Genomic DNA, 20,141 nt, shown 5'->3' on the forward strand with positions numbered 1-20,141 from the left:
CGCCTGGTACCGCATTCGACGCCGGCGCAGGCGAGGGCGGTGACGCGGTCTGGCTGGCATCGCAGGGTTGGAAGGTCACCGCGGCAGACATCTCCAACGTGGCCCTCCAGCGCGCGCAGGAGCTAGCGCGGCAACGCGGCCTGGACATCACCTGGCTGCACGCCGACCTTGCGCTGACCCCGATCCAAGGCACGTACGACCTGGTCACATCGCACTACATGCACATGCCCCGCGCCGCGCGCGAATCGGTCTACCGCAACCTCGCGGCAGCCGTGGCACCAGGCGGCACGCTGCTCATCGTGGGCCACGACCCGAGCGACCTGCTCACCACGGTCCCGCGCCCCGACCTCGCCGCGCTCGGCTGGACGGCCGCAGACCTGGCCGCCTCGCTCGACGACGACTGGACCATCGAGGTCGCCGAAGCCCGGCCGCGCGAGGCCACCGATCCAGACGGGCAGAAGGTCACCATCCACGACGCCGTCCTCCGCGCCCGCCGCAATCCGCCGCGCGAGTAGCGCTCACCGAGCGGCGCTAGGAACCTGTCTGCATGCAAATCGCCGCTTCCCCGGTCCCTGCTGAGCGTCTCGCCGCTCATCGCGTCGCCGCGACGGCGCTGGCCGTCCAATCAGACGCCGAACTGGCCGAACTGGTGGCCGGCGGGCGCTCGCAGGGCACGGGGATCGGCGGCAGCGCGGTGACCCTGGAAGTCGCCGGCGTCACCGTCTTCGCCAAGTCGATCCCGCTCACCGACCTGGAGTTGCGCCCAGAAAACCACCGATCGACGGCCGATCTGTTCGGTCTGCCGACGTTCTATCAATACCCGATGGGCTCGACCGGCTTCGGCGCGTGGCGGGAGCTGGCCGCACACATCATGACCACAACCTGGGTTCTCACCGGTGGCTTTCCCGGCTTCCCGCTCACGCACCACTGGCGCGTCCTACCCGCGCCGCCGCCGCGAGAAGACGCCGTTGCGGGCGAGTTCGGCGGCATCGACGGGGCCGTGGCGCGCTGGGACGGATCAGTCGCCGTCCGCCGCCGCCTGGAGGCGATTGCCGCCTCCAGCGCGTGCATCGTCGTCTTCCAGGAGCACATTCCGTACCGGCTCGCCGACTGGCTCGCCGGCCCCGACGCGGACTTCGCGCTGGCCGAGCGGCAGTTGGTGGCCGGAGCCAGGTTCATGCGTGCGCAGGGCTTCGTCCACTTCGACACGCACTTCGGGAACGTGCTGACCGACGGCACCCAGGTGTACTTCGCCGACTTCGGCCTGGCGACGTGCGATCACTTCGCCCTATCGGAACCCGAACGCCGCTTCCTCGCCGACCACCGCGACTTCGATCTCGCCTACATCGCCACAGGTCTGGTCGCGCACGCGGTCGACGCGCTGCGCGGGAACCAGCCGCGCCGCGAATTCCTGCGCGCGTGGGTATCGGGAAACGCCGAGCGCCCGGTTGCCGTGCCGCACCTCGCAGCGCTCCTTGATCGCTACGGCCCGCTGGCCCAGTTGGTCCTCGATTTCTACGACGCGCTGAACAGCGGGCCGAAGACTCACCCGTGGCCTGCCGAGCAGGTCGCGCGGCTGCTCCCAGCCCCGGATACAGGATCCCACGCAGCGTCAGATACAGCGCCCGGTACAGCTGAGAGCGTCACCGATTAGCGGTGCTGAGCTGTCGCCGCGGCGGCTGACGGTCCAACAGTTGGGAACTGGCTGCCAGAAGAATTCGTGATCGGTCAGTCCGTCGAGCCTGGGCCGGAGCTGACGCCGCCAGTGGGACTCGAACTGATCGACTACCTCGAGGTTCCAGTCCATGTCCATCCCAGGACGATAGCTGCCGCTACGACCCAGAGGTTCGCTGCCACTAATCCCAGGTCATAGGACATTGCCGCGACAGGATGAGGAGCAGAACCCTGATAGGTTCCCCGTAGTTAGCGCCAACCGGGAAAAGAGCCGAGCACGGTGAAGCACCCCAGCGACATTGACCAACGAATCGTCGACAAGGTCGTGGCTAGACGTGGTCGCCTGCACCTTCGCGACGGCATCGACCCGCGAAGCACCGCTTTGGTGGTCGTCGATCTCGACTCCGGCAGCGCGGGACGCCTGGCTCAGGATCAGGTGGACCTCGGCGGACCGAGAACGCTGATCTCCGCGGAGCCGATCAACTCGATAGCCACCACCCTCCGCGGCACCGGCGGGGTGGTGGCGTGGGTGACCACGCCGGTCGATGCAACGAACCCGGGGTTCAGGGCCGTTTTTGGCGAGGAACGAGCGCGCATGTACGAGCAAGAGAACAAGCCCGGTGGTCCCGCCTGGACGATCTGGCCCGAGTTGGCCGTGCAGAACGAGGACATCCGCACCACGAAGAAGAACGCCAGTGCGTTCTTCCCAGGCAAATGCGACCTGCACGACACTCTCCAGCAACGTGGCATCAACACGCTCTTGATCGCCGGCGCGATGACGAACGTGTGCTGCGAATCGTCCGCACGCGACGCAGTCGAACTCGGATACGCAGTGACCATGGTCTCCGACGCCCTTATCGGCCAGTCCTTTGGACTCCACGAAGCCTCACTGGCGACCTTCTTCCGCGTGTTCGGCGACGTGCGCCCCTCCGGCGAGGTGATTGACCTGCTCACGCGTACACCCTGAGGCCTCAGGCCGCGCAGGCGCAGAAAATCGGCGGCAGCGGACACACGCTCACACCCGCGTCAGATACAGCGTCCGGTACAGCGGTGCTTAACTCTCGCTAGCGGGCGTTTGCAAAAGCAAGCACTTAGGCGCACACTGGAGTTGTGGCAAACCTCCTGGGACCGAAGCACGTGGCGCAGCTCGGCGCGTACATCCGCGAGCAGCGGGAGAACGCGCAGTACTCGCTGCGGCAGCTGGCCCAGGCGGCCGGGGTATCCAACCCCTACCTCAGCCAGATCGAGCGCGGCCTGCGCAAGCCGAGTGCCGAGATCCTGCAGCAGCTTGCGAAGGCGCTGAAGATATCCGCCGAGACGCTTTACGTGCAGGCCGGTTTACTCGACGGCTCGCCTGAGCACTCGGAGGCGCATGTGGGCGACACGGACGGCACGCGCGGTGCGGACATCGCCGCGGCCGGCCGGGTGGTCGCCGCGATCGCCGCGGATCCCGCGCTGACCCGCCGTCAGAAGCAGATCCTGCGCGAGATTTACGAGTCCTTCCGCGCGGAGACCGCGGCCGCGGCTCCGACGTACGCCCCTTCCGGCGAGACCGACCGACCGACGACACCGACTACTGCGGGGCTCGCGCCCCACGAGACCCGAGGTGACTGACATGAGCATGACCAATGAGATCCGCCGGACCCTTTCCGACCCCAAGCCGCTGTACGCGCTCGCCGGGGCGGGCGACCTGGCCGCGTCCAAGCTGCGTGAGGCGCCGGCGCTGCTGACCGAGGCGGCCGCCACGGTCACCACGCTGGCCAACCGGATCGCCGCCGAGGCGCCGGAGCAGATCGCCAAGGTGCAGACCCGGCTCGCCGAGGTCCAGACGCGCCTGGCCGAGGTGCCCGGCACGCTGGCCAGCGACACGCGTTCGGTCGTGGCGACCCTCGACCCGCGCACCGCGCGCGAGTCGATCCGCGGCGTCGTGGCCGGCGTCGACACCCAGGCGCTGCGCGACAAGGCCCAGACCCTCGCCCTGGTCCAGGTGGGCCGGGTCCTCGAGGCCGCGGGCAAGGCCGTGGAGACCTACGACGAGCTGGCCGAGCGCGGCAAGGTCGTCGTCGAGCGGTACCGCGGCGCGGTCGACGGCTCGGCCGAGGACGTGACCGTGGTCGTCGAGCAGGTGATCGTGGAGGAGCCGGCGCCGGCCGAGCCGAAGCCCGCGACCGCGACCGCCGCCAAGTCCGCGCCGAACGGTGCCAAGCCGAAGGTCGAGGAGGCCGAGGTGGCCGACACCCCGTCCGCCTCCGCCAAGCCGGCCTCGGCGCAGGCGAAGAAGACCGCCACCACCCCGCGCAAGCGGACCGCCGCGTCCTCAGCGGCCAAGTCCACCAAGGCGTGACGGCTACGTCCCATAAGTAAAGATCGGGCAGTACGCTCGGAAGCGCGACGGATTCAGGGCCGCGCTTCCGAGCGGCCGCGCCCACGGTCGAGGAGCCTGCGATGGGATTCGGCAACGGACTGATCACCGGCACGTTCTTCAGCGTGCTGAACCTCATTCTGCTCGCGCTGCTGATCTTCAAGATCTTCGTCTTCATCGACGCGGCGATCCGTCCGGCGCAGGCATACGTCGCGGCCGAGAAGCTGACGAAGGTGGCCTGGCTGCTGTTCCTCGGCATCGCCGCGGTCGTTGACCTCTTCTTCGGCGGCCCCTTCTCGATACTGACCATCCTCGGCACGGTCGCCGCGATCGTGTACATGGTGGACGTGCGCCCCGCGCTGCGGCAGTTCTCCAGCGCCCGCCGCGGCCCGCAGGACGGGCCGTACGGGCCCTGGTGATCAAGCCGGTTTCCGGCTGATCCGCGGGTTCTCAGCCGATTCTCAAGTTGCTCTAACGACCGGCTTATGGCCGCTGTGCACTATAGAAGCAACCCCCCAAGGTCGGGGCGCGGTGTTAGACCCGCCCCGTTATCCGGGAGAGCCCGACTCCCGGAGGTGCTTCAGGCACCGTTGCTGTGGCCCCGACGTCGCCATCCCCCGCGTGCGACGCCTGGGGCCACAGCCTTTTCCACGGTGCTTGTTCGTGTCGCGACGGCTGTTCGTGTGGGGGCGGCTGTTCGCGTGGTGGCGGTTGCGTCGGCTGCGTCCGTGGCGGCCGTTCCAGCGACAGCGGACCACGCGACGCTCACCTCGCCGAGCCGCCACCGGTTCGCGCGCCCGACGATCGGCCACTGCGGCAGCAGCGAGCCGACCGCCGCGATCCAGCGCTGCCGCACGCCGAGGTCTCCGATCGGGGCCGCCGTCTGCCAGGCCCGCTCAAGCGCCTGCAAGAACGCATGGATCGGCTCACCCGGCACGTTGCGGTGAATCAGCGCCTTGGGTAACCGCTCGGCGAACACGGCCGGAGACTCCAGCGAGGCCAACCGTCCGGCCAGCGTCAGCGTCAGCGGGCCGCTTCGGTCCAGTGCGACCCAGGTGGCGACGCGGCCGTTCTCCGAGCAGGTGCCCTCGATCAGCAGGCCGCCAACCGCCAATCGCGCGGTGAGCGCGTGCCAGACCCCTGCCACCTCGGATTCGTCGTACTGTCGCAGCACATTGAAGGCACGGATCACCGTGGGCGCGCGGTCCACCGGCAACTCGAATCCGCCGAGCCGGAAATCGAGACCCGAGCACACAGAGGGCAGCGCCGCCGCCACGCGAGCCGGGTCGATCTCCAATCCGATCGTCTGAACATCCGGCCGCATCGAACGCAGCCTCGTGTGCAGCTCGACGGTAGTAATCGGATAAGCGCCATACCCGAGATCGACGACCAGCGGGGCCTCCGGCGCCGCGCGCAACAACCCGCCGTGTACGCCGACCAGCCAACGATCGACCCGACGCAGCCGGTTCGGCGCAGTCGTGCCCCGCGTAATGGTCCCGACCGGGCGGGTGTGCTTCACGGCGCCGCCTACTCGAAGCCGCCGGCTGCCGCCTGCGATCCGTGGCCGCTCATGATCCGCTGCGGTGCACCTTGTGCGGCGCGGCCTGCGCGATCGGCTTGATGACCATGAGGTCGATGTCGACGTGAGCCGGCCTGGTGACCGCGAACGCGACGCAATCCGCGATGTCCTCGGCGACCAGCGGCGCGTCGACGCCGCGGTACGTCGCCTCGGCGCGCTCCGCATCGCCGCCGAAGCGCACCAGCGAGAACTCCTCGGTCTTGACCATCCCCGGCGCGATCTCGGTGATCCGGACCGGCTGGCCGTTCAGCTCAAGCCGCAGCGTCTCGCTCATCGCGTGCTGCGCGTGCTTCGCGGCCGTGTAACCGCCCCCGCCCTCGTATACGAGATGTCCGGCGATCGACGTGATGTTCACCACGTGCCCGCGTCCATAACGCACCATCGCAGGCAGCAGCGCCTTGGTCATACGCACCGAGCCGAGCACATTCACATCGAACATCCGCTGCCACTGTTCGAGGTCTGCCTCAGCCACCGGATCGAGGCCGAACGCGCCACCCGCGTTGTTGACCAACACCGCGCACTCAGGCACTGCCTCAGCGAGCGCGGCAACCGATGCTTCATCGGTCACATCCAGCTGAAACGCGGTGGCGCCGATCTCCGCGGCCAGCTTCTCCAGCCGGTCGATCCGGCGCGCGGCCGCCACGACGTGGAAGCCTTCGGTAGCCAGGCGACGCGCCGTCGCCGCCCCGATCCCGCTGCTCGCCCCGGTGACGACGGCGACCGGAGAGGAGGGGGCGTGCACAGGCGCGGAAGCGGGAGGAGTCATGCGCCCATTCTCCGGCATCCTCCGACTGGTCTTCATAAATGACCATGTGATTCAAACGTAGCCTGGAGGACATGCGGGGAATAGCGGCGCGTCCGGGAGCGGTTGCAACGCTTCGGCGCGTGGCGCGCTTCAGGGTCGCTGGGGCCCGGCGCACCTTACGTCGAGAGGCACGTCGCAACCGGCGGCGAGCCGCTCGGCGAGCCCGGCTGCTGTACGGACGCCGCCTGTACGGACACCGTCATCGACACTGTGGAGGACCGAGATTGATTCCCCGGCGGATAGCCACGCTCTCGGTTCACACCTCCCCACTGCACCAGCCCGGCACCGGTGATGCCGGCGGGATGAACGTGTACATCGTCGAGGTATCCAAGCGACTGGCCGCGCTCGGCATCGAGGTCGAGATCTTCACTCGCGCCACCGCGGGCGACCTGCCGCCGGTCGTGGAAATGGCGCCCGGGGTCTACGTCCGGCACATCACCGCCGGACCGTACGAGGGCCTGTCCAAGGAGGACCTTCCCGGCCAGTTGTGCGCGTTCACTTCCGGGGTCTTGCGCGCCGAGGCGATGCACAAGCCGGGCTACTACGAACTGATCCACTCGCACTACTGGCTGTCCGGCCAGGTCGGCTGGCTCGCCACCGAACGCTGGGGCGTGCCGCTCGTACACTCGATGCACACCCTGGCCCGGGTCAAGAACGCCGCGCTGGCTGATTCGGACACCCCCGAGCCGCAGAACCGGCTGATCGGCGAGTCCCAGGTGGTCGACGCCGCGGACCGGCTGATCGCCAACACCGAGCAAGAGGCGGAGCAGCTGGTCGGGCTGTACGGAGCGGATCCGAGCCGGGTCGCCGTGGTGAACCCCGGAGTGGATCTGGACACCTTCAAGCCCGGCGATCAGACCGCCGCCCGCGCCCGCCTCGGCCTGCCCCGGCACGCCCAAGTGCTGCTGTTCGCCGGACGCATCCAGCCGCTCAAGGCCCCGGACATCCTGCTCCGCCTCGCCGCCGATCTGCTGCGCCGCGACCCCGAGCGGTACCGGGACCTGGTCGTCGTCATCGTGGGCGGGCCCAGCGGCACCGGCCTGGCCGAGCCGCACCAGCTGACCACGCTGGCCCGGCGGCTCGGCATCTCTGACCGCACGCGCTTCGTCAAGCCGGTCGGTCAGGCGCAGCTGGCCGAGTGGTACCGGGCCGCCGACCTCGCGCTCGTGCCCTCGTTCAACGAGTCGTTCGGCCTGGTCGCGGTAGAAGCGCAGGCCTGCGGTACACCGGTCGTCGCGGCGAAGGTCGGTGGACTCGTTACCGCAGTGCGTGACGGTGAGTCAGGCATCCTCATTCCGGGCCACGATCCTGTGGACTACGCGTCAGCCTGCGCGTGGCTGCTGGACGATCCGGGACGGCTCGAGCACATGCGGCTCGGAGCGCGTCAGCACGCGACCGGGTTCGGTTGGGGAGCCACCGCGGACCGCATCGTCGGCGTGTACAGCGACGCGCTCGCGGAACGCTGGGCCAGCCGTCGTCGCGTAAGCTCGATCGTGGGATGACGAACAACACCGGCACCACCACGAACTCGGCGTTGCGCGCGCAGGCCATCGCGGCGATCGAGGCCGCGCTCGCCGAAGCCGAGGCGGCCTATGAGCGCCCGAAGGAGGACCACTTCGTCGTCGCGCTCCCGGGAACGCACAAGCTAAGTACCACCTGCTCGCTGCTCGTCGGCGACCACACGTTGTCCGTTAACGCATTCGTGGTGCGTGCAGCTGACGAGAACCGCGAGGCGGTGTACCGCTGGCTCCTGGAGCACAACACCCGGCTCTCCGGTATCGCGTTCGCGCTCGACCGCCTCGGGGACGTCTTCCTGATCGGCCGAGTACCGCTGGCCGCCGTCACCGAGGCCGAGGTGGACCGGCTGCTCGGCTCCGTCCTCGACGCCGCCGACTCCAGCTTCGACACGCTGCTCGAACTCGGATTCGCCACCTCGATCCGGCGCGAATGGGCCTGGCGGCTCAAGCGCGGCGAATCGACGGCGAACCTGGCGGCCTTCGAGCGGCTGCGCCCGGACGCGGCGACCCTCGACGGTGAGGCCTCGCAGACCTCCGAGCCCGCTGAGCCCGCTGAATCCTTCGAGCGCTCCGAGCGTTCCGAGCCCTCTGCGGCCGCTGAACAAGACAGCTGACCGCCGACCCAAGCCCGGGTCGGGGCTCAGGCGGTGGCAAACTCCGGCTGCTGACCGTCCGCGATCTGGGCTGACGACTGCGCCTGCCGCGTCTGCTCGACCTCGGCCGATCGCGCCACCGCGACCCGCCGCTCGACCTGCTTGCCGATGCGCAGGAAGGCCAGCGCCGTCAGCGCCGTCACGGCGAAGCATCCGATCCACAGCGGAGTGCCGCCGTACGCACTGATCACCACACCGCCGACCAGCGGGGCTACGACCTGCGAAAGCGTCCACGCGAGCTGATACACGCCCTGGTAGCGCCCGCGCAGGTGGTCTTGCGACAGTCGCGCGGAGACTGCCTGGCCGGTCGGGGTGTTGCCGATCTCGCCAAGCGTCATCACCACGACGCAGAGCACGTACATCTCGATCGACTGACCGAAGGCGAGCAGGCCGAAGCCCGCGCCGATCACGAGGCCCGCCCCGGCCAGCACCCGGCCCTCCCGATATCTCTTCAGCAGCCTCGTCACCGGCATCTGGAGTAGCACGATCAGTACTCCGTTGATCGCCGAGATCCGCCCGAACTGTGCGGCAGACAGACCGCTTGCGGACATCGCCATTGGTAGGGCGGCGTTGATCTGCATGAAGACGATCAGCAGCAGGAACGTCGTCGCGACGAACGCCACGAAGGTGCGGTCGCGCAGTACCGTGCCGAGGCCGTCGCGCGAGTGACCGTCCCCGTCTCTCTTGGCGCTGGATGAGGCCCTTGCCCTGACCGTCGCGACCGGAGTCGAGTCCGGTACCAGCACCGCGATCAGCAAAGCGCACAGCGTGGTCGTGGCAGCGTCAGCGTAGAAGAGAGTGCGGTAACCAAACTGCGTGACCAACCCGACTGCCGCCATCGAGAACGAGAAGCCCAGGTTGATCGCCCAGAAGTTCAACGCGTAGGCCCGTACCCGGTCGCCGACCGGCACCATGTCGGCGATCATCGCGTTCTGCGCCGGCCGGAAGGCGTTGGTGGCCAGGCCCACCATGAGCGCCCCGAGCGCCAGCGCCCACGGAGAGCGTGCGTATCCGAGCACGACGATCGTTACCGCGTTGGCCAGTTGCGAGCCGACCAGCGTGGGCTTGCGCCCGATCCGGTCCGCGAGCACGCCGCCGACCACACCCGACACCGCCGCGCCGGCTCCGAACAGCGCCGCGACCGCTCCCGCGAGCGCGGCCGAGCGGTGCAGCGGCCCGGTGACATAGAACGCAAAGAACGGCAGCACGAAGCCGCCGATCCGGTTCACCAGGGTTCCGATCCACAGCCACCAGAAGGCGCCGGGCAGGCCTCCGAAGGTCGACTCCGCCGCGCTTCTGAGCCGGATCACGCGCACATCCTTCCCCGTACCGTTCAGCGTCGAGCCCGCAGTCAGGTAATGATCGCAATGCCGATTGAGACATTACATCCGGACCGGATGCGAGAGCAATCGGTTATCGCGGATACGCTCAGGGCCATGGCTGACTCGTACCGTCTCGTACTGCTGCGCCACGGCGAGAGCGCGTGGAACGCGAAGAATCTCTTCACCGGGTGGGTCGACGTCGACCTGACCGCCCAGGGCGAGGAGGAGGCGATCCGCGGCGGCAAGCTGCTCGCGGAGCGCGGCCTGCTGCCCGACCTCGTGCACACTTCCGTCCTGCGCCGTGCGATCCGCACCGCGCAACTGGGACTCGACGCCGCCGAGCGGCACTGGATCCCGGTACGCCGCTCCTGGCGGCTCAACGAGCGGCACTACGGCGCGCTCCAGGGCAAGGACAAGGCGCAGACGCTCGCCGAATTCGGCGAGGAGCAGTTCATGCTGTGGCGTCGCTCCTACGACACGCCCCCGCCGCCGCTCGCCGAAGACGCCGAGTACTCACAGTTCGACGACCCGCGGTACGCCCAGCTGCCCCGCGAGCTGCGGCCGCGTACCGAATGCCTCAAGGACGTCGTCGGGCGGATGCTTCCGTACTGGTACGACGCGATCATCCCGGACCTGCTCACCGGCAAGACGGTGCTCGTCGCCGCGCACGGTAACTCGCTGCGTGCGCTGGTCAAGCACCTCGACGGGATCTCGGATGAGGCCATCGCCGGGCTCAACATCCCGACCGGAATCCCGCTGCTGTACGAACTCGACGCTGATCTGCGCCCGGTGACGACCGGCGGTGAATACCTCGACCCGGCGGCGGCCGCCGAGGCGATCGAGGCGGTCAAAAACCAGGGCCGCAAGTAAGCGCAAGGAGAAATGACAGAGGAGCCCTTCGCACCCCCGCGTGCGAAGGGCTCCTCCGTCCCCCCTCCCATCCCCTGGCAGCGTCCTTAGTCGTGCTCGCCGGTCACGAGGAAGATCAGGCGCCGCGCGACCGACACCGCGTGGTCGGCGAAGCGCTCGTAGTACCGGCCGATCAGCGTCACGTCGATGGCCGTCTCGACCGAGTAGTCGGTCTTCTTGTCGAGCAGTGCTCGGAACAGCGCCCGGTGCAGCTCGTCCATCGCGTCGTCGTCCTCGGGCAGCTCGCGCGCGGTGTCCACGTCCCGGCCGTCGATGATCTCGGCGGTCTTCTGCGCCAGCTCCCCGGCGATCCGGCCCATCTCGCGGATGGTGGAGCGTAGGTCCTCCGGGATCGCCACCTCCGGGTAGCGCAGCCGCGCCACCTTCGCGATGTGCCGGGCCAGGTCGCCCATCCGCTCGAGGTCGGCGCTCATCCGCAGCGAGGTGATGATCGTGCGCAGGTCGCCGGCCACCGGCTGCTGCCTGGCGAGCAGGTCGAGCGCCCGGGAGTCCAGCTCGTTCTGCAGCGCGTCCACGGCGTCGTCGGCGGAGATCACCGACTCGGCGACCTGCAGGTCCGCGTCCAGGAGGGCGGCGGTGGCCCGGCCCATCGCGGTCCCCACAAGGCCGGTCATCTCGATGAGCGTCCGGCCGATCGAATCGAGTTCCTCGTGGTACACGTCCCGCATCGAAAATGCTCCCGTAGGCAGTGGTGGTGGCCGGGCACAGCCGTGAACCGGCACAGCGGTGGGCACACCGTGGTGAGCCTCCACGGTAGTGTGGCGCGCTCAGCCGCAGCCGGGCAGGGCGGTGAACCCGACGCGACGTAAACGTGAACTCTTGGCGACGGATCACGCTGCGTGCTTTCGGCCACTCCGACCGGTCTGCACCGGCATTTACTCTGGAAGTGTGTCCTACCTCGCGGCCGACTTCCACGTCGCCGCGGCTTCGGCGGCCGCCTTGGTAGCGCTGGCCGTCGGCGCCGCGGGCGGTCTCGCGTTCCGCTGGAGCGAACGGGAGCGGCGGGTCGCCGAGCCGGCGGCCCCGGAACCGCTCGTACCCTCCGGCGTGGCCGCCGTCCTCCAGGTCTTGCGCTCCTCCGCCGTACTGCTCGACCCCAGCGACGCCGTGGTCAAGGCGTCCCCGGCGGCGCACGCCCTCGGCCTGGTGCGCGGCCAGCGGCTGGTCTCCGAGGAGCTGGTCGCCATGGCCAGGCGGGTGCGCCGGGACGGCGAGATCCGGCAGCTCGAACTCGAGATCCCGCGCGGCCCGCTGGGCGGCGACACCCTCGCCGTCTCGGTCCGGGTCGCCCCACTCGGCTCACAGCTCGTGCTGGTCCTGGTCGAGGACCGCACCGAGGCGCACCGGATAGACGCGGTACGCAGGGACTTCGTCGCCAACGTGAGCCACGAACTCAAGACCCCGGTGGGCGCGCTGGCGCTGCTCTCTGAGGCGGTGCTCTCGGCGAGCGACGACCCGGAGGCGGTGCGCAGATTCGCCGAGCGGATGCAGCGCGAGGCGCACCGGCTCGGCAACCTGGTGCAGGACCTGATCGACCTGTCCCGGCTGGAGAGCCACGACCCGCTGACCAAGGCCGAGCGAGTGGAGCTGAGCGAGGTGGTGGAGGAGGCGCTGGGCCGGGCCCGCGAGGTCGCCGCCGCCCGCAGCATCGAACTGGTCGGCAGCGCCCCGCGGGGACTGTACGTGCTCGGCGATTTCGATCAGTTGGTCACCGGTTTGGGAAATCTTGTCGGGAATGCCGTCAACTATTCACCTGAACAGACCAAGGTGGTGGTGGCGGTGCGCCGAGAGGGTGAGCTGGCCGAGATCTCGGTCACCGACCAGGGCATCGGCATCCCGGAGCAGGACCTCAAACGGATCTTCGAGCGGTTTTACCGGGTGGACCCGGCCCGCTCGCGGGTGACCGGGGGAACGGGCCTCGGGCTCTCGATAGTCAAACACATCGCCGCCACCCACGGCGGGGATGTCGCGGTGTGGAGCGTGGAGGGGGCCGGTTCCACCTTCACCCTGCGCCTGCCGCTGCTGGGCGATCCGCCGCCGGCTGAAGACGGCCGGGCCGACGGCGGCGTTCTGGAACTCAACACAGGGAGTCGTACGACGTGACCAGGGTGCTGGTGGTCGAGGACGAGGACTCGTTCAGCGACCCGCTCTCCTACATGCTGCGCAACGAAGGCTTCGAGGTCGCCGTCGCGCCCACCGGTCCCGAGGCGTTGGAGGAGTTCGACCGGCACGGGGCCGACCTCGTGCTACTCGACCTCATGCTGCCCGGCCTGCCCGGCACCGAGGTCTGCCGGCAGCTGCGCACCCGCTCGGCCGTGCCCGTCATCATGCTTACGGCCAAGGACAGCGAGATCGACAAGGTGGTCGGGCTGGAACTGGGCGCCGACGACTACGTCACCAAGCCGTTCTCCTCGCGCGAGCTGGTCGCCCGCATCCGCGCGGTGCTGCGCCGGCACGGCCAGGCCGAGGAGCCGGACGACGCGGCGCTCGAGGCCGGCCCGGTCCGGATGGACGTCGAGCGGCACACGGTCAGCGTCTCCGGGCGCGGCGTGCAGCTTCCGCTCAAGGAGTTCGAGCTGCTGGAGATGCTGCTGCGCAACGCGGGCCGCGTGCTCACGCGGATGCAGCTGATAGACCGGGTCTGGGGCGCGGACTACGTCGGCGACACCAAGACGCTGGACGTACACGTCAAGCGGCTGCGCGCGAAGATCGAGCCGGATCCGGCCGTGCCGCGATACCTCGTTACCGTGCGCGGCCTCGGCTACAAGTTCGAGCCGTAAGCCGCTCCTGCCGCGCCAAAGCGCTAACGGCTTTACACGCCGGCACGTACAACGCGAAGCGGGTGGCGCTCTCTGTTCTGGGAGCGCCACCCGCTTCGTCTGTCTCAGACCTGACCGGTCGTCACGTTCTCACGCGACGGCTACTTCTTGCTCGACGTCGGGCTGGCGGAGGCCGACGCGGACGCCGAGGCGCTGCTGCTCGCGGAGGAGGAGGCGCTCGCGCTCGCACTGGCGGACGCGCTCGGCGAAGGAGTCGCCGGGTTCGGGTTGTAGTCGGCGAAATCGCCGGTGTTCGGCTGGATCTGCGCCTGCACCGTCACCGTGCCGGCGTCGCCGAACGAGAAGGTCACCTTCGCCAGGTCGCCCACCTTCAGGCCCGCGGCGGAGAACTCGATCTGCGGCTGGCCCGGCTGGCCGAAGTAGGCGGTCTGGCCGGCCGCGATGCTCTGCGCCGCCGCCGATCCGCTTCCAGCGCCCGCGGACGGCGAACCGCTCGCCCCACCGGGGACGATCTGCGCGGAGGCATCGTCGACCTGGACGTTCGGCCAGTTCACGTCGGCGCTGCCGTTGTTCGATACGGCCCCGATGACCTCGGCGTTGTTGGTGTTCGGGTCCACCACCACCCACACGTTGTTGATCTTCAGCGAGCCAGTGCTCCCGCTTCCGGCATTCGGCTTCACCTGCGTCGCCGCGGAGTTGAAGCCGGCTCCGCAGGCGGTGGCGAGCGGAGCCAAGGTCAGCAGCACGGCTGCGGTGGCCAGGCCCGCACGGCCCCGGCGAGAGGGGGTCGACCGGCGGGTCGTGCTCGGGGAGTGGAGGCTGCTCACGGTCGGTCTGGCTCCTTGGCGCGTGACTGGTCGGACAAGAACTGAACCGAGCCACAGCGTACTGACCGCGATGAGCCGATCCTCACCGGGATAGCCCTAAGAGAGGTGAGGTGAATTATCCGGGCGTGTTACCGAGCCGCCGGAAGCAGCATCGCCACGGCGGAAGCCACGAGCGCCGCGAGCAGCACTACCGCGATGGCGGCGCGAGGCGAGCCGAGGATGCGGCCGGCCCGGATCAACTTGGCGCGCCGTCTGGACCAGCGCTCCTCGCGTAGATATCTGCGCAGGTCGGGTAGTAGTTCGCGTAAGTCGTCAGGCGCCTGGCAGTCGGCATCGGTGATCTCGGTCCCGTCCGGCCAGTGGCCGACCACGGTCTGGTCCTGCTCGTCCGGCTGGTCGTCCCAGCCGGACCCCGCGCTGCTCGATCGCCCGCTGGCGTCCACCTCGCGCTCACCCCACCTGACGTGTGCGAAGAGCCGGTCTTCTGGTTGAGGTCCTTTGGTCATTGTGCGCCTGCCGCGCGTTCATGCCCAGAGGCGGTTTCGCGCCTGTGTGGGAGGGCCGCTTGAGGGCCCGCAGGGGCGCCTGCGGTAGTGCTTCCGGGGGCGCGCGAAAAGCGCCGTCCGCCCCCCTGACCTGGGGCGAGTACGGTCCGTCCAGTATTGTCAAGTGCCCTTCACCCGCCTGACCTGCGCAAACGCCCTTTAGAAAGTCGCCCGGCCGTGTTATCCTGGATACCCACGGAAGGGGTACGCATCACATGACGTTCAAGGTTGGCGAGACCGTCGTCTATCCCCACCATGGGGCCGCTCTCATCGAGGCGATCGAGACCCGGATGGTCAAGGGCGAGGCGCGCCCCTACCTCCGGCTCAAGGTGGCCCAGGGCGACCTCACCCTGATGGTTCCCACCGACAAGGTGGAATATGTAGGCGTCCGCGATGTGGTCGGCCAGGACGGTCTCGACCGCGTCTTCGAGGTACTGCGCGCCCCGCACACCGAGGAGCCCACCAACTGGTCCCGCCGGTACAAGGCCAACTTGGAGAAGCTGGCCTCCGGTGACGTGATCAAGGTGGCGGAGGTCGTCCGCGACCTGTGGCGCCGGGAGAAGGAGCGCGGCCTTTCCGCCGGCGAGAAGCGCATGCTCGGCAAGGCCCGCCAGATCCTGGTCAGCGAGCTCGCCCTGGCGGAGAACACCAACGAGGACAAGGCCGAGACCATCCTCGACGAGGTGCTGGCCTCCTGAGCGCGGGCTTCGGCCCGCCGGTACCGGCTCTGTCTTCGGCCTGATGATGAGCACATCCCGCGGCGGGACGGCCGCGATCGTCCCCGCCGCGGGCCGAGGTGAACGCCTCGGCCCCGGCGCCCCCAAGGCGCTGCGCTCGATCGGCGGAATCCCGATCCTGGTTCACGCGGTCCGTTCGCTGGTCTCCAGCGGGCGGATCGGTCTTGTCGTGGTCGCGGCGCCCCCGAACGGCGTCGACGGGGTGCGCGAGCTGTTGTGTGAGTTCGGCGAGTCGGTGCACGTGGTGCCGGGCGGCGACACCCGTCAGCGTTCGGTTGCGCTCGCGCTCGACGCGATTCCCGAGACTTACGAGATCATCTTGGTGCACGACGCGGCGCGTGCCCTTACTCCGCCTTCGCTGGTTACCGCAGTCATCGACGCGGTAGCCACGGGGAGCGACGCCGTCATCCCGGTGTTACCGGTTGCGGATACGATCAAGGCCGTGGACTCGTCCGGCACGACCGTTACCGCAACCGTGGACCGATCCACGTTGCGCGCGGTACAGACGCCGCAGGGCTTCCGGCGGTCCCTGCTGATCAAGGCACACGCCGCCGCGACCGCCATGGACACCACCGACGACGCTGGCCTGGTCGAACGCCTCGGGCTGCCGGTCACGGTCATCCCGGGCCACACTGAGGCCTTCAAGGTCACTACGCCGTTCGATCTCTTGCTCGCCGAGGCCGTCTGGTCGGAGCGCGACAAGGCCGCTGAGCCCCATGCCTGACGACGACCTGCCTCCGCTTCCGCTCGTCGGCATCGGCGTCGATGTTCACCCGTTCGAGGAAGGCCGGCCGCTGCGCGTCGCCGGACTCGACTGGCCCGGCGAGATCGGCTTGGCGGGCCACTCGGACGCCGACGTCGCCGCGCACGCCGCCTGCGACGCATTGTTCTCCGCGGCCGGACTCGGCGACCTCGGGTCCAATTTCGGCACCGACAAGCCGCAATGGCGCGGAGCCGCGGGCGTCACGCTGCTGGCGGAGGCCGGCCGCCGAGTGCGCGAGGCGGGCTTCCGGATCGGCAATGTCTCCATTCAAGTGATCGGCGTTCGTCCGAAGATCGGACCGCGCCGCGCCGAGGCCGAGAAGGTGCTCTCCGAAGCGCTCGACGCCTCGGTCCGAGTGAGCGCCACGACCACGGACGGCCTCGGCCTCACCGGCCGCGCCGAAGGCCTGGCCGCGATCGCCACCGCCCTCGTCGTCCCCGTCTCCGGCGTTGCGGCCGATTAGCTTCGCTTAGCCCACCGCCTGGCCGCGATCGCCACCGCACCACCCTCGGCGTCCCCACCTCCAGCGTCGTAGCCGATTAGCTTCGTTTAGCCGAGGGCCTGGCCGCGATCGCCACCGCACCACCCTCGGCGTCCCCACCTCCAGCGCTGTAACCGCCTAGCCCGCCAGTTCGCACACCTCTCGTCCGAACCGGAAGCTCTCCCTACTTACTCACCTACTCCGCCTACTTCCCTCCACCTACTTCGTGCCCGGCACCCTTCTCCTACGCGACCTGCTCAGCAACAGAGCCAGCGCCGCCGCACGCCCCGGCACCCCGCTGACCGCGCCACCGCGCCGCGCGCCTGAGCCGCAGATCAGCACGTTCGGGATGTCCGTCTCGACCCCCCAGGTGCCCACTTCCCGCTCGCTCGTCGCCCACGGCCAGTCCAGGTCGCCGTGGAAGATATGACCGCCGGGCATCGCCAGTTCGTCCTCGATGTCGCGCGGCGAGCGAGCCTCAATGCATGGCCGCCCCTTGGCGTCGCGCGCCAAGCAGTCTTCGATCGGTTCGGCGAGATAACGGTTCAGCCCGGCCAGCGCCAGTTGCATCGCCTTGTCCCGCGCCCCGGCCTCGTCGTAGAGCCGAGCTGGCGTATGCAGACCGAACAGGGTCAGCGTGTGCAGTCCCCGCGCCATCGACTCCGGACCGAGAATCGTACGGTCGGTCAATGTGTGGCAGTAGACCTCTGATGGCAGCGGATCCGGCAGCGCCCCGGCCTCAGACTGCGTATATGCGGTACGCAGCCCGCTGTACGACTCGTCGATGTGGAACGTGCCCGCGAATGCCACTCTCGGGTCCATGCCTGATTTGAGCGCGGGCAGCCGTGACAAGACCATGTTGATTTTCAGCTGGTTGCCTTCGGGACGCGGGCCGCTCGGCCGCCCCAGCAACTCGTTGAGGACTGTAGGCGCGGCATTGACGAGTACGTACCGTGCGTCGATCCGTCGCTCACCGCCGTCAGCCGTCGTATAACGCACTGATGCGCGTCGGCCGTCGGTGTCGATACGGGTAGCCGTTGCACCCGTAACGAACACCGCGCCGGCCTTATCCGCAGCGCGCGCCAACGACTCGGCGACCGCGCCCATCCCACCGATCGGTACCCGCCACTCGCCGGTTCCGTTGCCGATCACGTGATACAGAAAGCAGCGGTTCTGCGCGAGCGAAAGATCGTGCGCGTGGCTCTGCGTGCCGATCAGCGCATCCGTCAGCACGACACCGCGCACGTCGTCGTCCGCGAAGGTCTCCTCGACGATCTCGCCGAGTGGCCGCTCAAGGAATGGGTCCCAGAACGAGCTGCCGACGGCCTCGCGCACCGCCTTCATCATCTCGCCCTTGGGCGCCAGCGGTTCCAGCAGCGACGGCGCGAACACGCGGGCAGCGCGCTCGATCCGGCCGTAAAACTCCTGCCAGGCCCGCCACTCGCGGTCCGAACCGGTCAGCCGTCGAAACGAGTCTGCGGTCCGCGCGCCGGGCTGCCGTTCGACCAACAGCCCGTCCGGCTTCCCCCCGCGCAGCACCGGCGTGTACGACGCGACCGGGCGTGAACGCAGTTCGACGTCCAGCTCTAGGTCGCGAACGATCGCGTAAGGCAACAGCGAGACCAGGTACGAGTAGCGCGACAGGTTCGCGTCCACGCCGGGAAAGGGACGCTCGCTCACCGCCGCCCCGCCGATCCGGCCGAGTCGTTCGAGCACCGTCACCTTTGAGCCGTAGCGGGCCAGGTAGGCCGCGGCGACCAGGCCGTTGTGCCCGCCGCCGACGATCACCACGTCGGTGCTCGTCGGAGTGGTGCGCGCCTGATCGTCAGCGCTGTCTGCCATGCGCGCTCCTGTCCCGCCCGAACGGTAGAAGGCAAGGATACGAGCGGTATCACCGGCAAATCGAGAGCAAGGCCGTGAACAACGCGATCAAAACGATCGCTCCCAAGAAATTGTTGAGCCTTCCTCTTTATTTACCTCTGTGAAAGAGTTATCTTGCTCTCATGGACTCCGCCACCGACACCGAAGCAGCCGCAGTCTCGCCCGCGGCGACCGCGGACCTGCGCGTTTTCGCCCTGGAACTCGGCGGCGCCCTGTCTGGCATACAGCGGGCGACCCGGCGGCGAGTCCGGCGCGAGCTAGGCCTGCCCCCGCTCAGCGGAGCGCAGGTGGAACTGCTGCGGCTGGTCGCCTCATCGCCGGGGATCGGCGTCTCGGCGGCGGCGCGCGAGCTCAACCTGGCCGGCAACTCGGTCTCCACGCTGGTGAATCAGCTGGTCGCGAAGGACTACCTGCGCCGCGAGCCGAGCCCGTCCGATCGTCGCGCCGCCGTGCTCAACACCACCGACGCGGGCCGTGACCGGCTCAACCGCTGGGCCGACGAGCGCACTCGCCTGTTCGCCGAGCAGTTGGCCCTCCTCGCCCCGGCGGACCTGGACGCGCTGCGCGCCGCGGTCCCAGCCCTGCGCCGTCTGGCCGCCGGCCTGGCCGAACACAGAGCGGAACGACTTGAAGGAGTGGACAACGCCATGAGCGAAACAGAGGCGCCCCGATGACCGAGTCCGTGACCGAATCTGAATCTGTGACGGAACCCGCGATCGCCTGCACAAAGCTGGTCTACGCGTTCGGCAGCACGAAGGCCGTGGACGGCATCGAATTCGAAGTCGAGCCGGGGAGCGTATACGGCCTGCTCGGCCCGAACGGCGCCGGTAAGACCACCGCGATCCGCGCCATCACGACCCTGCTTCCGGTCCCGCCGGGGATGGTGACTGTATTCGGGCACGATGTGGCTAGGCGGCGGATGGATGTACGCCGTCTGCTCGGCTACGTACCGCAGCAGCTCTCGGCAGACTCCGGGCTCACCGGCCGCGAGAACATTGCGATGTTCGCCCGCCTCTTCGACGTCCCGCGCAGGGAACGCGACGAGCGGGTCACCGCCGCCCTCGACTCGGTTGGCCTGCTCGACGCCGCCGACCGCTTGGCGAAGACCTACTCCGGCGGCATGGTCCGCCGCCTCGAACTTGCGCAGGCGCTGGTCTCCTCGCCCCGGCTGCTCATCCTGGACGAGCCAACCATCGGCCTTGACCCCATCGCCCGCGCCTCGGTGTGGGAACGGATCGGCGAGGTACGCGCCGCGACCGGCATGACCGTGTTCGTCACCACGCAC

At 69.0% G+C, this 20,141-nt stretch carries 23 protein-coding genes; 16 read left to right on the forward strand and 7 right to left on the reverse strand.

Going from position 1 to position 20,141, the window contains the following annotated elements; translation table 11 throughout:
- The 6 genes from VFA06_RS19045 to VFA06_RS19070 all read left to right on the forward strand — a co-directional run.
- Window positions 1–515: class I SAM-dependent methyltransferase (locus VFA06_RS19045; protein WP_324841976.1), on the forward strand; the 515-nt coding region annotated here is incomplete at its 5' end.
- A 32-nt stretch (window positions 516–547) separates the two neighbouring features.
- A complete protein-coding gene (locus tag VFA06_RS19050) occupies window positions 548–1,654 on the forward strand; it encodes a hypothetical protein (protein WP_324841977.1) in 1,107 nt (368 codons plus the stop codon).
- A gap of 300 nt (window positions 1,655–1,954) precedes the next feature.
- On the forward strand, window positions 1,955–2,641 hold the full coding sequence (locus VFA06_RS19055; RefSeq protein ID WP_324841978.1) for a cysteine hydrolase: 687 nt from the start codon (window positions 1,955–1,957) through the stop codon (window positions 2,639–2,641).
- A gap of 155 nt (window positions 2,642–2,796) precedes the next feature.
- Window positions 2,797–3,288 (forward strand): helix-turn-helix transcriptional regulator, encoded by a 492-nt coding sequence (locus tag VFA06_RS19060; RefSeq protein WP_349260250.1) that lies wholly within the window; start codon window positions 2,797–2,799, stop codon window positions 3,286–3,288.
- A 1-nt stretch (window position 3,289) separates the two neighbouring features.
- Window positions 3,290–4,018: a hypothetical protein gene (locus VFA06_RS19065; protein ID WP_324841980.1), complete on the forward strand. Its 729-nt coding sequence runs from the start codon at window positions 3,290–3,292 to the stop codon at window positions 4,016–4,018.
- A gap of 101 nt (window positions 4,019–4,119) precedes the next feature.
- On the forward strand, window positions 4,120–4,455 hold the full coding sequence (locus tag VFA06_RS19070) for a DUF2516 family protein (protein ID WP_324841981.1): 336 nt from the start codon (window positions 4,120–4,122) through the stop codon (window positions 4,453–4,455).
- A 161-nt stretch (window positions 4,456–4,616) separates the two neighbouring features.
- Here VFA06_RS19070 and VFA06_RS19075 read toward each other — a convergent pair whose 3' ends face one another.
- Both VFA06_RS19075 and VFA06_RS19080 read right to left on the reverse strand, forming a co-directional pair.
- Entirely contained in the window at window positions 4,617–5,555 is a 939-nt protein-coding gene (locus VFA06_RS19075) for a class I SAM-dependent methyltransferase (RefSeq protein WP_324841982.1), read from the reverse strand.
- Window positions 5,556–5,604: 49 nt separating this feature from the next.
- Window positions 5,605–6,381 (reverse strand): SDR family NAD(P)-dependent oxidoreductase, encoded by a 777-nt coding sequence (locus tag VFA06_RS19080; RefSeq protein WP_324841983.1) that lies wholly within the window; start codon window positions 6,379–6,381, stop codon window positions 5,605–5,607.
- Window positions 6,382–6,587: 206 nt separating this feature from the next.
- Here VFA06_RS19080 and mshA point away from each other — a divergent pair, with 206 nt between their 5' ends.
- The gene (mshA, locus tag VFA06_RS19085; protein ID WP_414639933.1) at window positions 6,588–7,922 is read left to right on the forward strand and encodes a D-inositol-3-phosphate glycosyltransferase; all 1,335 of its coding nucleotides are present in this window, start codon (window positions 6,588–6,590) and stop codon (window positions 7,920–7,922) included.
- Complete coding sequence (locus VFA06_RS19090) at window positions 7,919–8,551, forward strand: YbjN domain-containing protein (protein ID WP_324841985.1); 633 nt, start codon at window positions 7,919–7,921, stop codon at window positions 8,549–8,551. Before mshA ends, VFA06_RS19090 begins: the two co-directional genes overlap by 4 nt.
- Window positions 8,552–8,577: 26 nt before the next feature.
- Here the strand turns inward: VFA06_RS19090 and VFA06_RS19095 are convergent, their stop codons facing one another.
- Entirely contained in the window at window positions 8,578–9,900 is a 1,323-nt protein-coding gene (locus tag VFA06_RS19095) for an MFS transporter (RefSeq protein ID WP_324841986.1), read from the reverse strand.
- A 126-nt stretch (window positions 9,901–10,026) separates the two neighbouring features.
- Here VFA06_RS19095 and VFA06_RS19100 point away from each other — a divergent pair, with 126 nt between their 5' ends.
- The gene (locus tag VFA06_RS19100; RefSeq protein WP_324841987.1) at window positions 10,027–10,782 is read left to right on the forward strand and encodes a phosphoglyceromutase; all 756 of its coding nucleotides are present in this window, start codon (window positions 10,027–10,029) and stop codon (window positions 10,780–10,782) included.
- Window positions 10,783–10,868: 86 nt separating this feature from the next.
- Here VFA06_RS19100 and phoU read toward each other — a convergent pair whose 3' ends face one another.
- Window positions 10,869–11,510: a phosphate signaling complex protein PhoU gene (gene phoU, locus VFA06_RS19105; RefSeq protein ID WP_324841988.1), complete on the reverse strand. Its 642-nt coding sequence runs from the start codon at window positions 11,508–11,510 to the stop codon at window positions 10,869–10,871.
- A gap of 220 nt (window positions 11,511–11,730) precedes the next feature.
- Between phoU and VFA06_RS19110 the strand changes: the two genes are divergently transcribed.
- Both VFA06_RS19110 and VFA06_RS19115 read left to right on the forward strand, forming a co-directional pair.
- Window positions 11,731–12,945 carry a sensor histidine kinase gene (locus VFA06_RS19110; protein ID WP_324841989.1) on the forward strand — a complete coding sequence of 405 codons (1,215 nt, stop codon included), beginning with the start codon at window positions 11,731–11,733 and terminating at the stop codon, window positions 12,943–12,945.
- Window positions 12,942–13,622, forward strand: coding sequence for a response regulator transcription factor (locus VFA06_RS19115; protein ID WP_324841990.1), 681 nt, complete (start codon window positions 12,942–12,944; stop codon window positions 13,620–13,622). Before VFA06_RS19110 ends, VFA06_RS19115 begins: the two co-directional genes overlap by 4 nt.
- 140 nt (window positions 13,623–13,762) lie before the next feature.
- On the opposite strand, the gene VFA06_RS19120 is transcribed toward VFA06_RS19115, so the two are convergent.
- A complete protein-coding gene (locus VFA06_RS19120; RefSeq protein WP_324841991.1) occupies window positions 13,763–14,449 on the reverse strand; it encodes a hypothetical protein in 687 nt (228 codons plus the stop codon).
- 128 nt (window positions 14,450–14,577) lie between these two features.
- Complete coding sequence (locus VFA06_RS19125; protein ID WP_324841992.1) at window positions 14,578–14,892, reverse strand: hypothetical protein; 315 nt, start codon at window positions 14,890–14,892, stop codon at window positions 14,578–14,580.
- 317 nt (window positions 14,893–15,209) lie between these two features.
- On the opposite strand from VFA06_RS19125, the gene VFA06_RS19130 reads away from it, so the two are divergent.
- The 3 genes from VFA06_RS19130 to ispF are packed head-to-tail and all read left to right on the forward strand — an operon-like array spanning window position 15,210 to window position 16,957.
- Entirely contained in the window at window positions 15,210–15,692 is a 483-nt protein-coding gene (locus tag VFA06_RS19130; protein WP_324841993.1) for a CarD family transcriptional regulator, read from the forward strand.
- A 43-nt stretch (window positions 15,693–15,735) separates the two neighbouring features.
- Window positions 15,736–16,455 carry a 2-C-methyl-D-erythritol 4-phosphate cytidylyltransferase gene (gene ispD / locus VFA06_RS19135; RefSeq protein ID WP_324841994.1) on the forward strand — a complete coding sequence of 240 codons (720 nt, stop codon included), beginning with the start codon at window positions 15,736–15,738 and terminating at the stop codon, window positions 16,453–16,455.
- Window positions 16,448–16,957 carry a 2-C-methyl-D-erythritol 2,4-cyclodiphosphate synthase gene (ispF, locus tag VFA06_RS19140; protein WP_324841995.1) on the forward strand — a complete coding sequence of 170 codons (510 nt, stop codon included), beginning with the start codon at window positions 16,448–16,450 and terminating at the stop codon, window positions 16,955–16,957. The genes ispD and ispF overlap by 8 nt, the downstream gene beginning before the upstream one ends.
- Before the next feature lie 237 nt (window positions 16,958–17,194).
- Here the strand turns inward: ispF and VFA06_RS19145 are convergent, their stop codons facing one another.
- Window positions 17,195–18,817 (reverse strand): NAD(P)/FAD-dependent oxidoreductase, encoded by a 1,623-nt coding sequence (locus VFA06_RS19145; protein ID WP_324841996.1) that lies wholly within the window; start codon window positions 18,815–18,817, stop codon window positions 17,195–17,197.
- A gap of 161 nt (window positions 18,818–18,978) precedes the next feature.
- Between VFA06_RS19145 and VFA06_RS19150 the strand changes: the two genes are divergently transcribed.
- The gene (locus VFA06_RS19150; protein WP_324841997.1) at window positions 18,979–19,530 is read left to right on the forward strand and encodes a MarR family winged helix-turn-helix transcriptional regulator; all 552 of its coding nucleotides are present in this window, start codon (window positions 18,979–18,981) and stop codon (window positions 19,528–19,530) included.
- Window positions 19,527–20,141 (forward strand): ATP-binding cassette domain-containing protein (locus VFA06_RS19155; RefSeq protein ID WP_349260249.1); only part of this gene is annotated, 615 nt, incomplete at its 3' end. The genes VFA06_RS19150 and VFA06_RS19155, both read left to right, overlap by 4 nt.

The sequence above is a fragment of the Actinocrinis sp. genome (genome assembly GCF_035653575.1).
GTDB lineage: Bacteria > Actinomycetota > Actinomycetes > Streptomycetales > Catenulisporaceae > Actinocrinis.

Bases quoted from the DNA above. Each gene is read 5' to 3' on its own strand.
- VFA06_RS19050 (WP_324841977.1), top strand. From the start codon at position 548: ATGCAAATCGCCGCTTCCCCGGTCCCTGCTGAGCGTCTCGCCGCTCAT.
- VFA06_RS19065 (WP_324841980.1), top strand. From the start codon at position 3,290: ATGAGCATGACCAATGAGATCCGCCGGACCCTTTCCGACCCCAAGCCG.
- VFA06_RS19070 (WP_324841981.1), top strand. From the start codon at position 4,120: ATGGGATTCGGCAACGGACTGATCACCGGCACGTTCTTCAGCGTGCTG.
- VFA06_RS19080 (WP_324841983.1), bottom strand. From the start codon at position 6,381: ATGACTCCTCCCGCTTCCGCGCCTGTGCACGCCCCCTCCTCTCCGGTC.
- VFA06_RS19090 (WP_324841985.1), top strand. From the start codon at position 7,919: ATGACGAACAACACCGGCACCACCACGAACTCGGCGTTGCGCGCGCAG.
- VFA06_RS19100 (WP_324841987.1), top strand. From the start codon at position 10,027: ATGGCTGACTCGTACCGTCTCGTACTGCTGCGCCACGGCGAGAGCGCG.
- phoU (WP_324841988.1), bottom strand. From the start codon at position 11,510: ATGCGGGACGTGTACCACGAGGAACTCGATTCGATCGGCCGGACGCTC.
- VFA06_RS19130 (WP_324841993.1), top strand. From the start codon at position 15,210: ATGACGTTCAAGGTTGGCGAGACCGTCGTCTATCCCCACCATGGGGCC.
- ispD (WP_324841994.1), top strand. From the start codon at position 15,736: ATGATGAGCACATCCCGCGGCGGGACGGCCGCGATCGTCCCCGCCGCG.
- ispF (WP_324841995.1), top strand. From the start codon at position 16,448: ATGCCTGACGACGACCTGCCTCCGCTTCCGCTCGTCGGCATCGGCGTC.
- VFA06_RS19145 (WP_324841996.1), bottom strand. From the start codon at position 18,817: ATGGCAGACAGCGCTGACGATCAGGCGCGCACCACTCCGACGAGCACC.
- VFA06_RS19150 (WP_324841997.1), top strand. From the start codon at position 18,979: ATGGACTCCGCCACCGACACCGAAGCAGCCGCAGTCTCGCCCGCGGCG.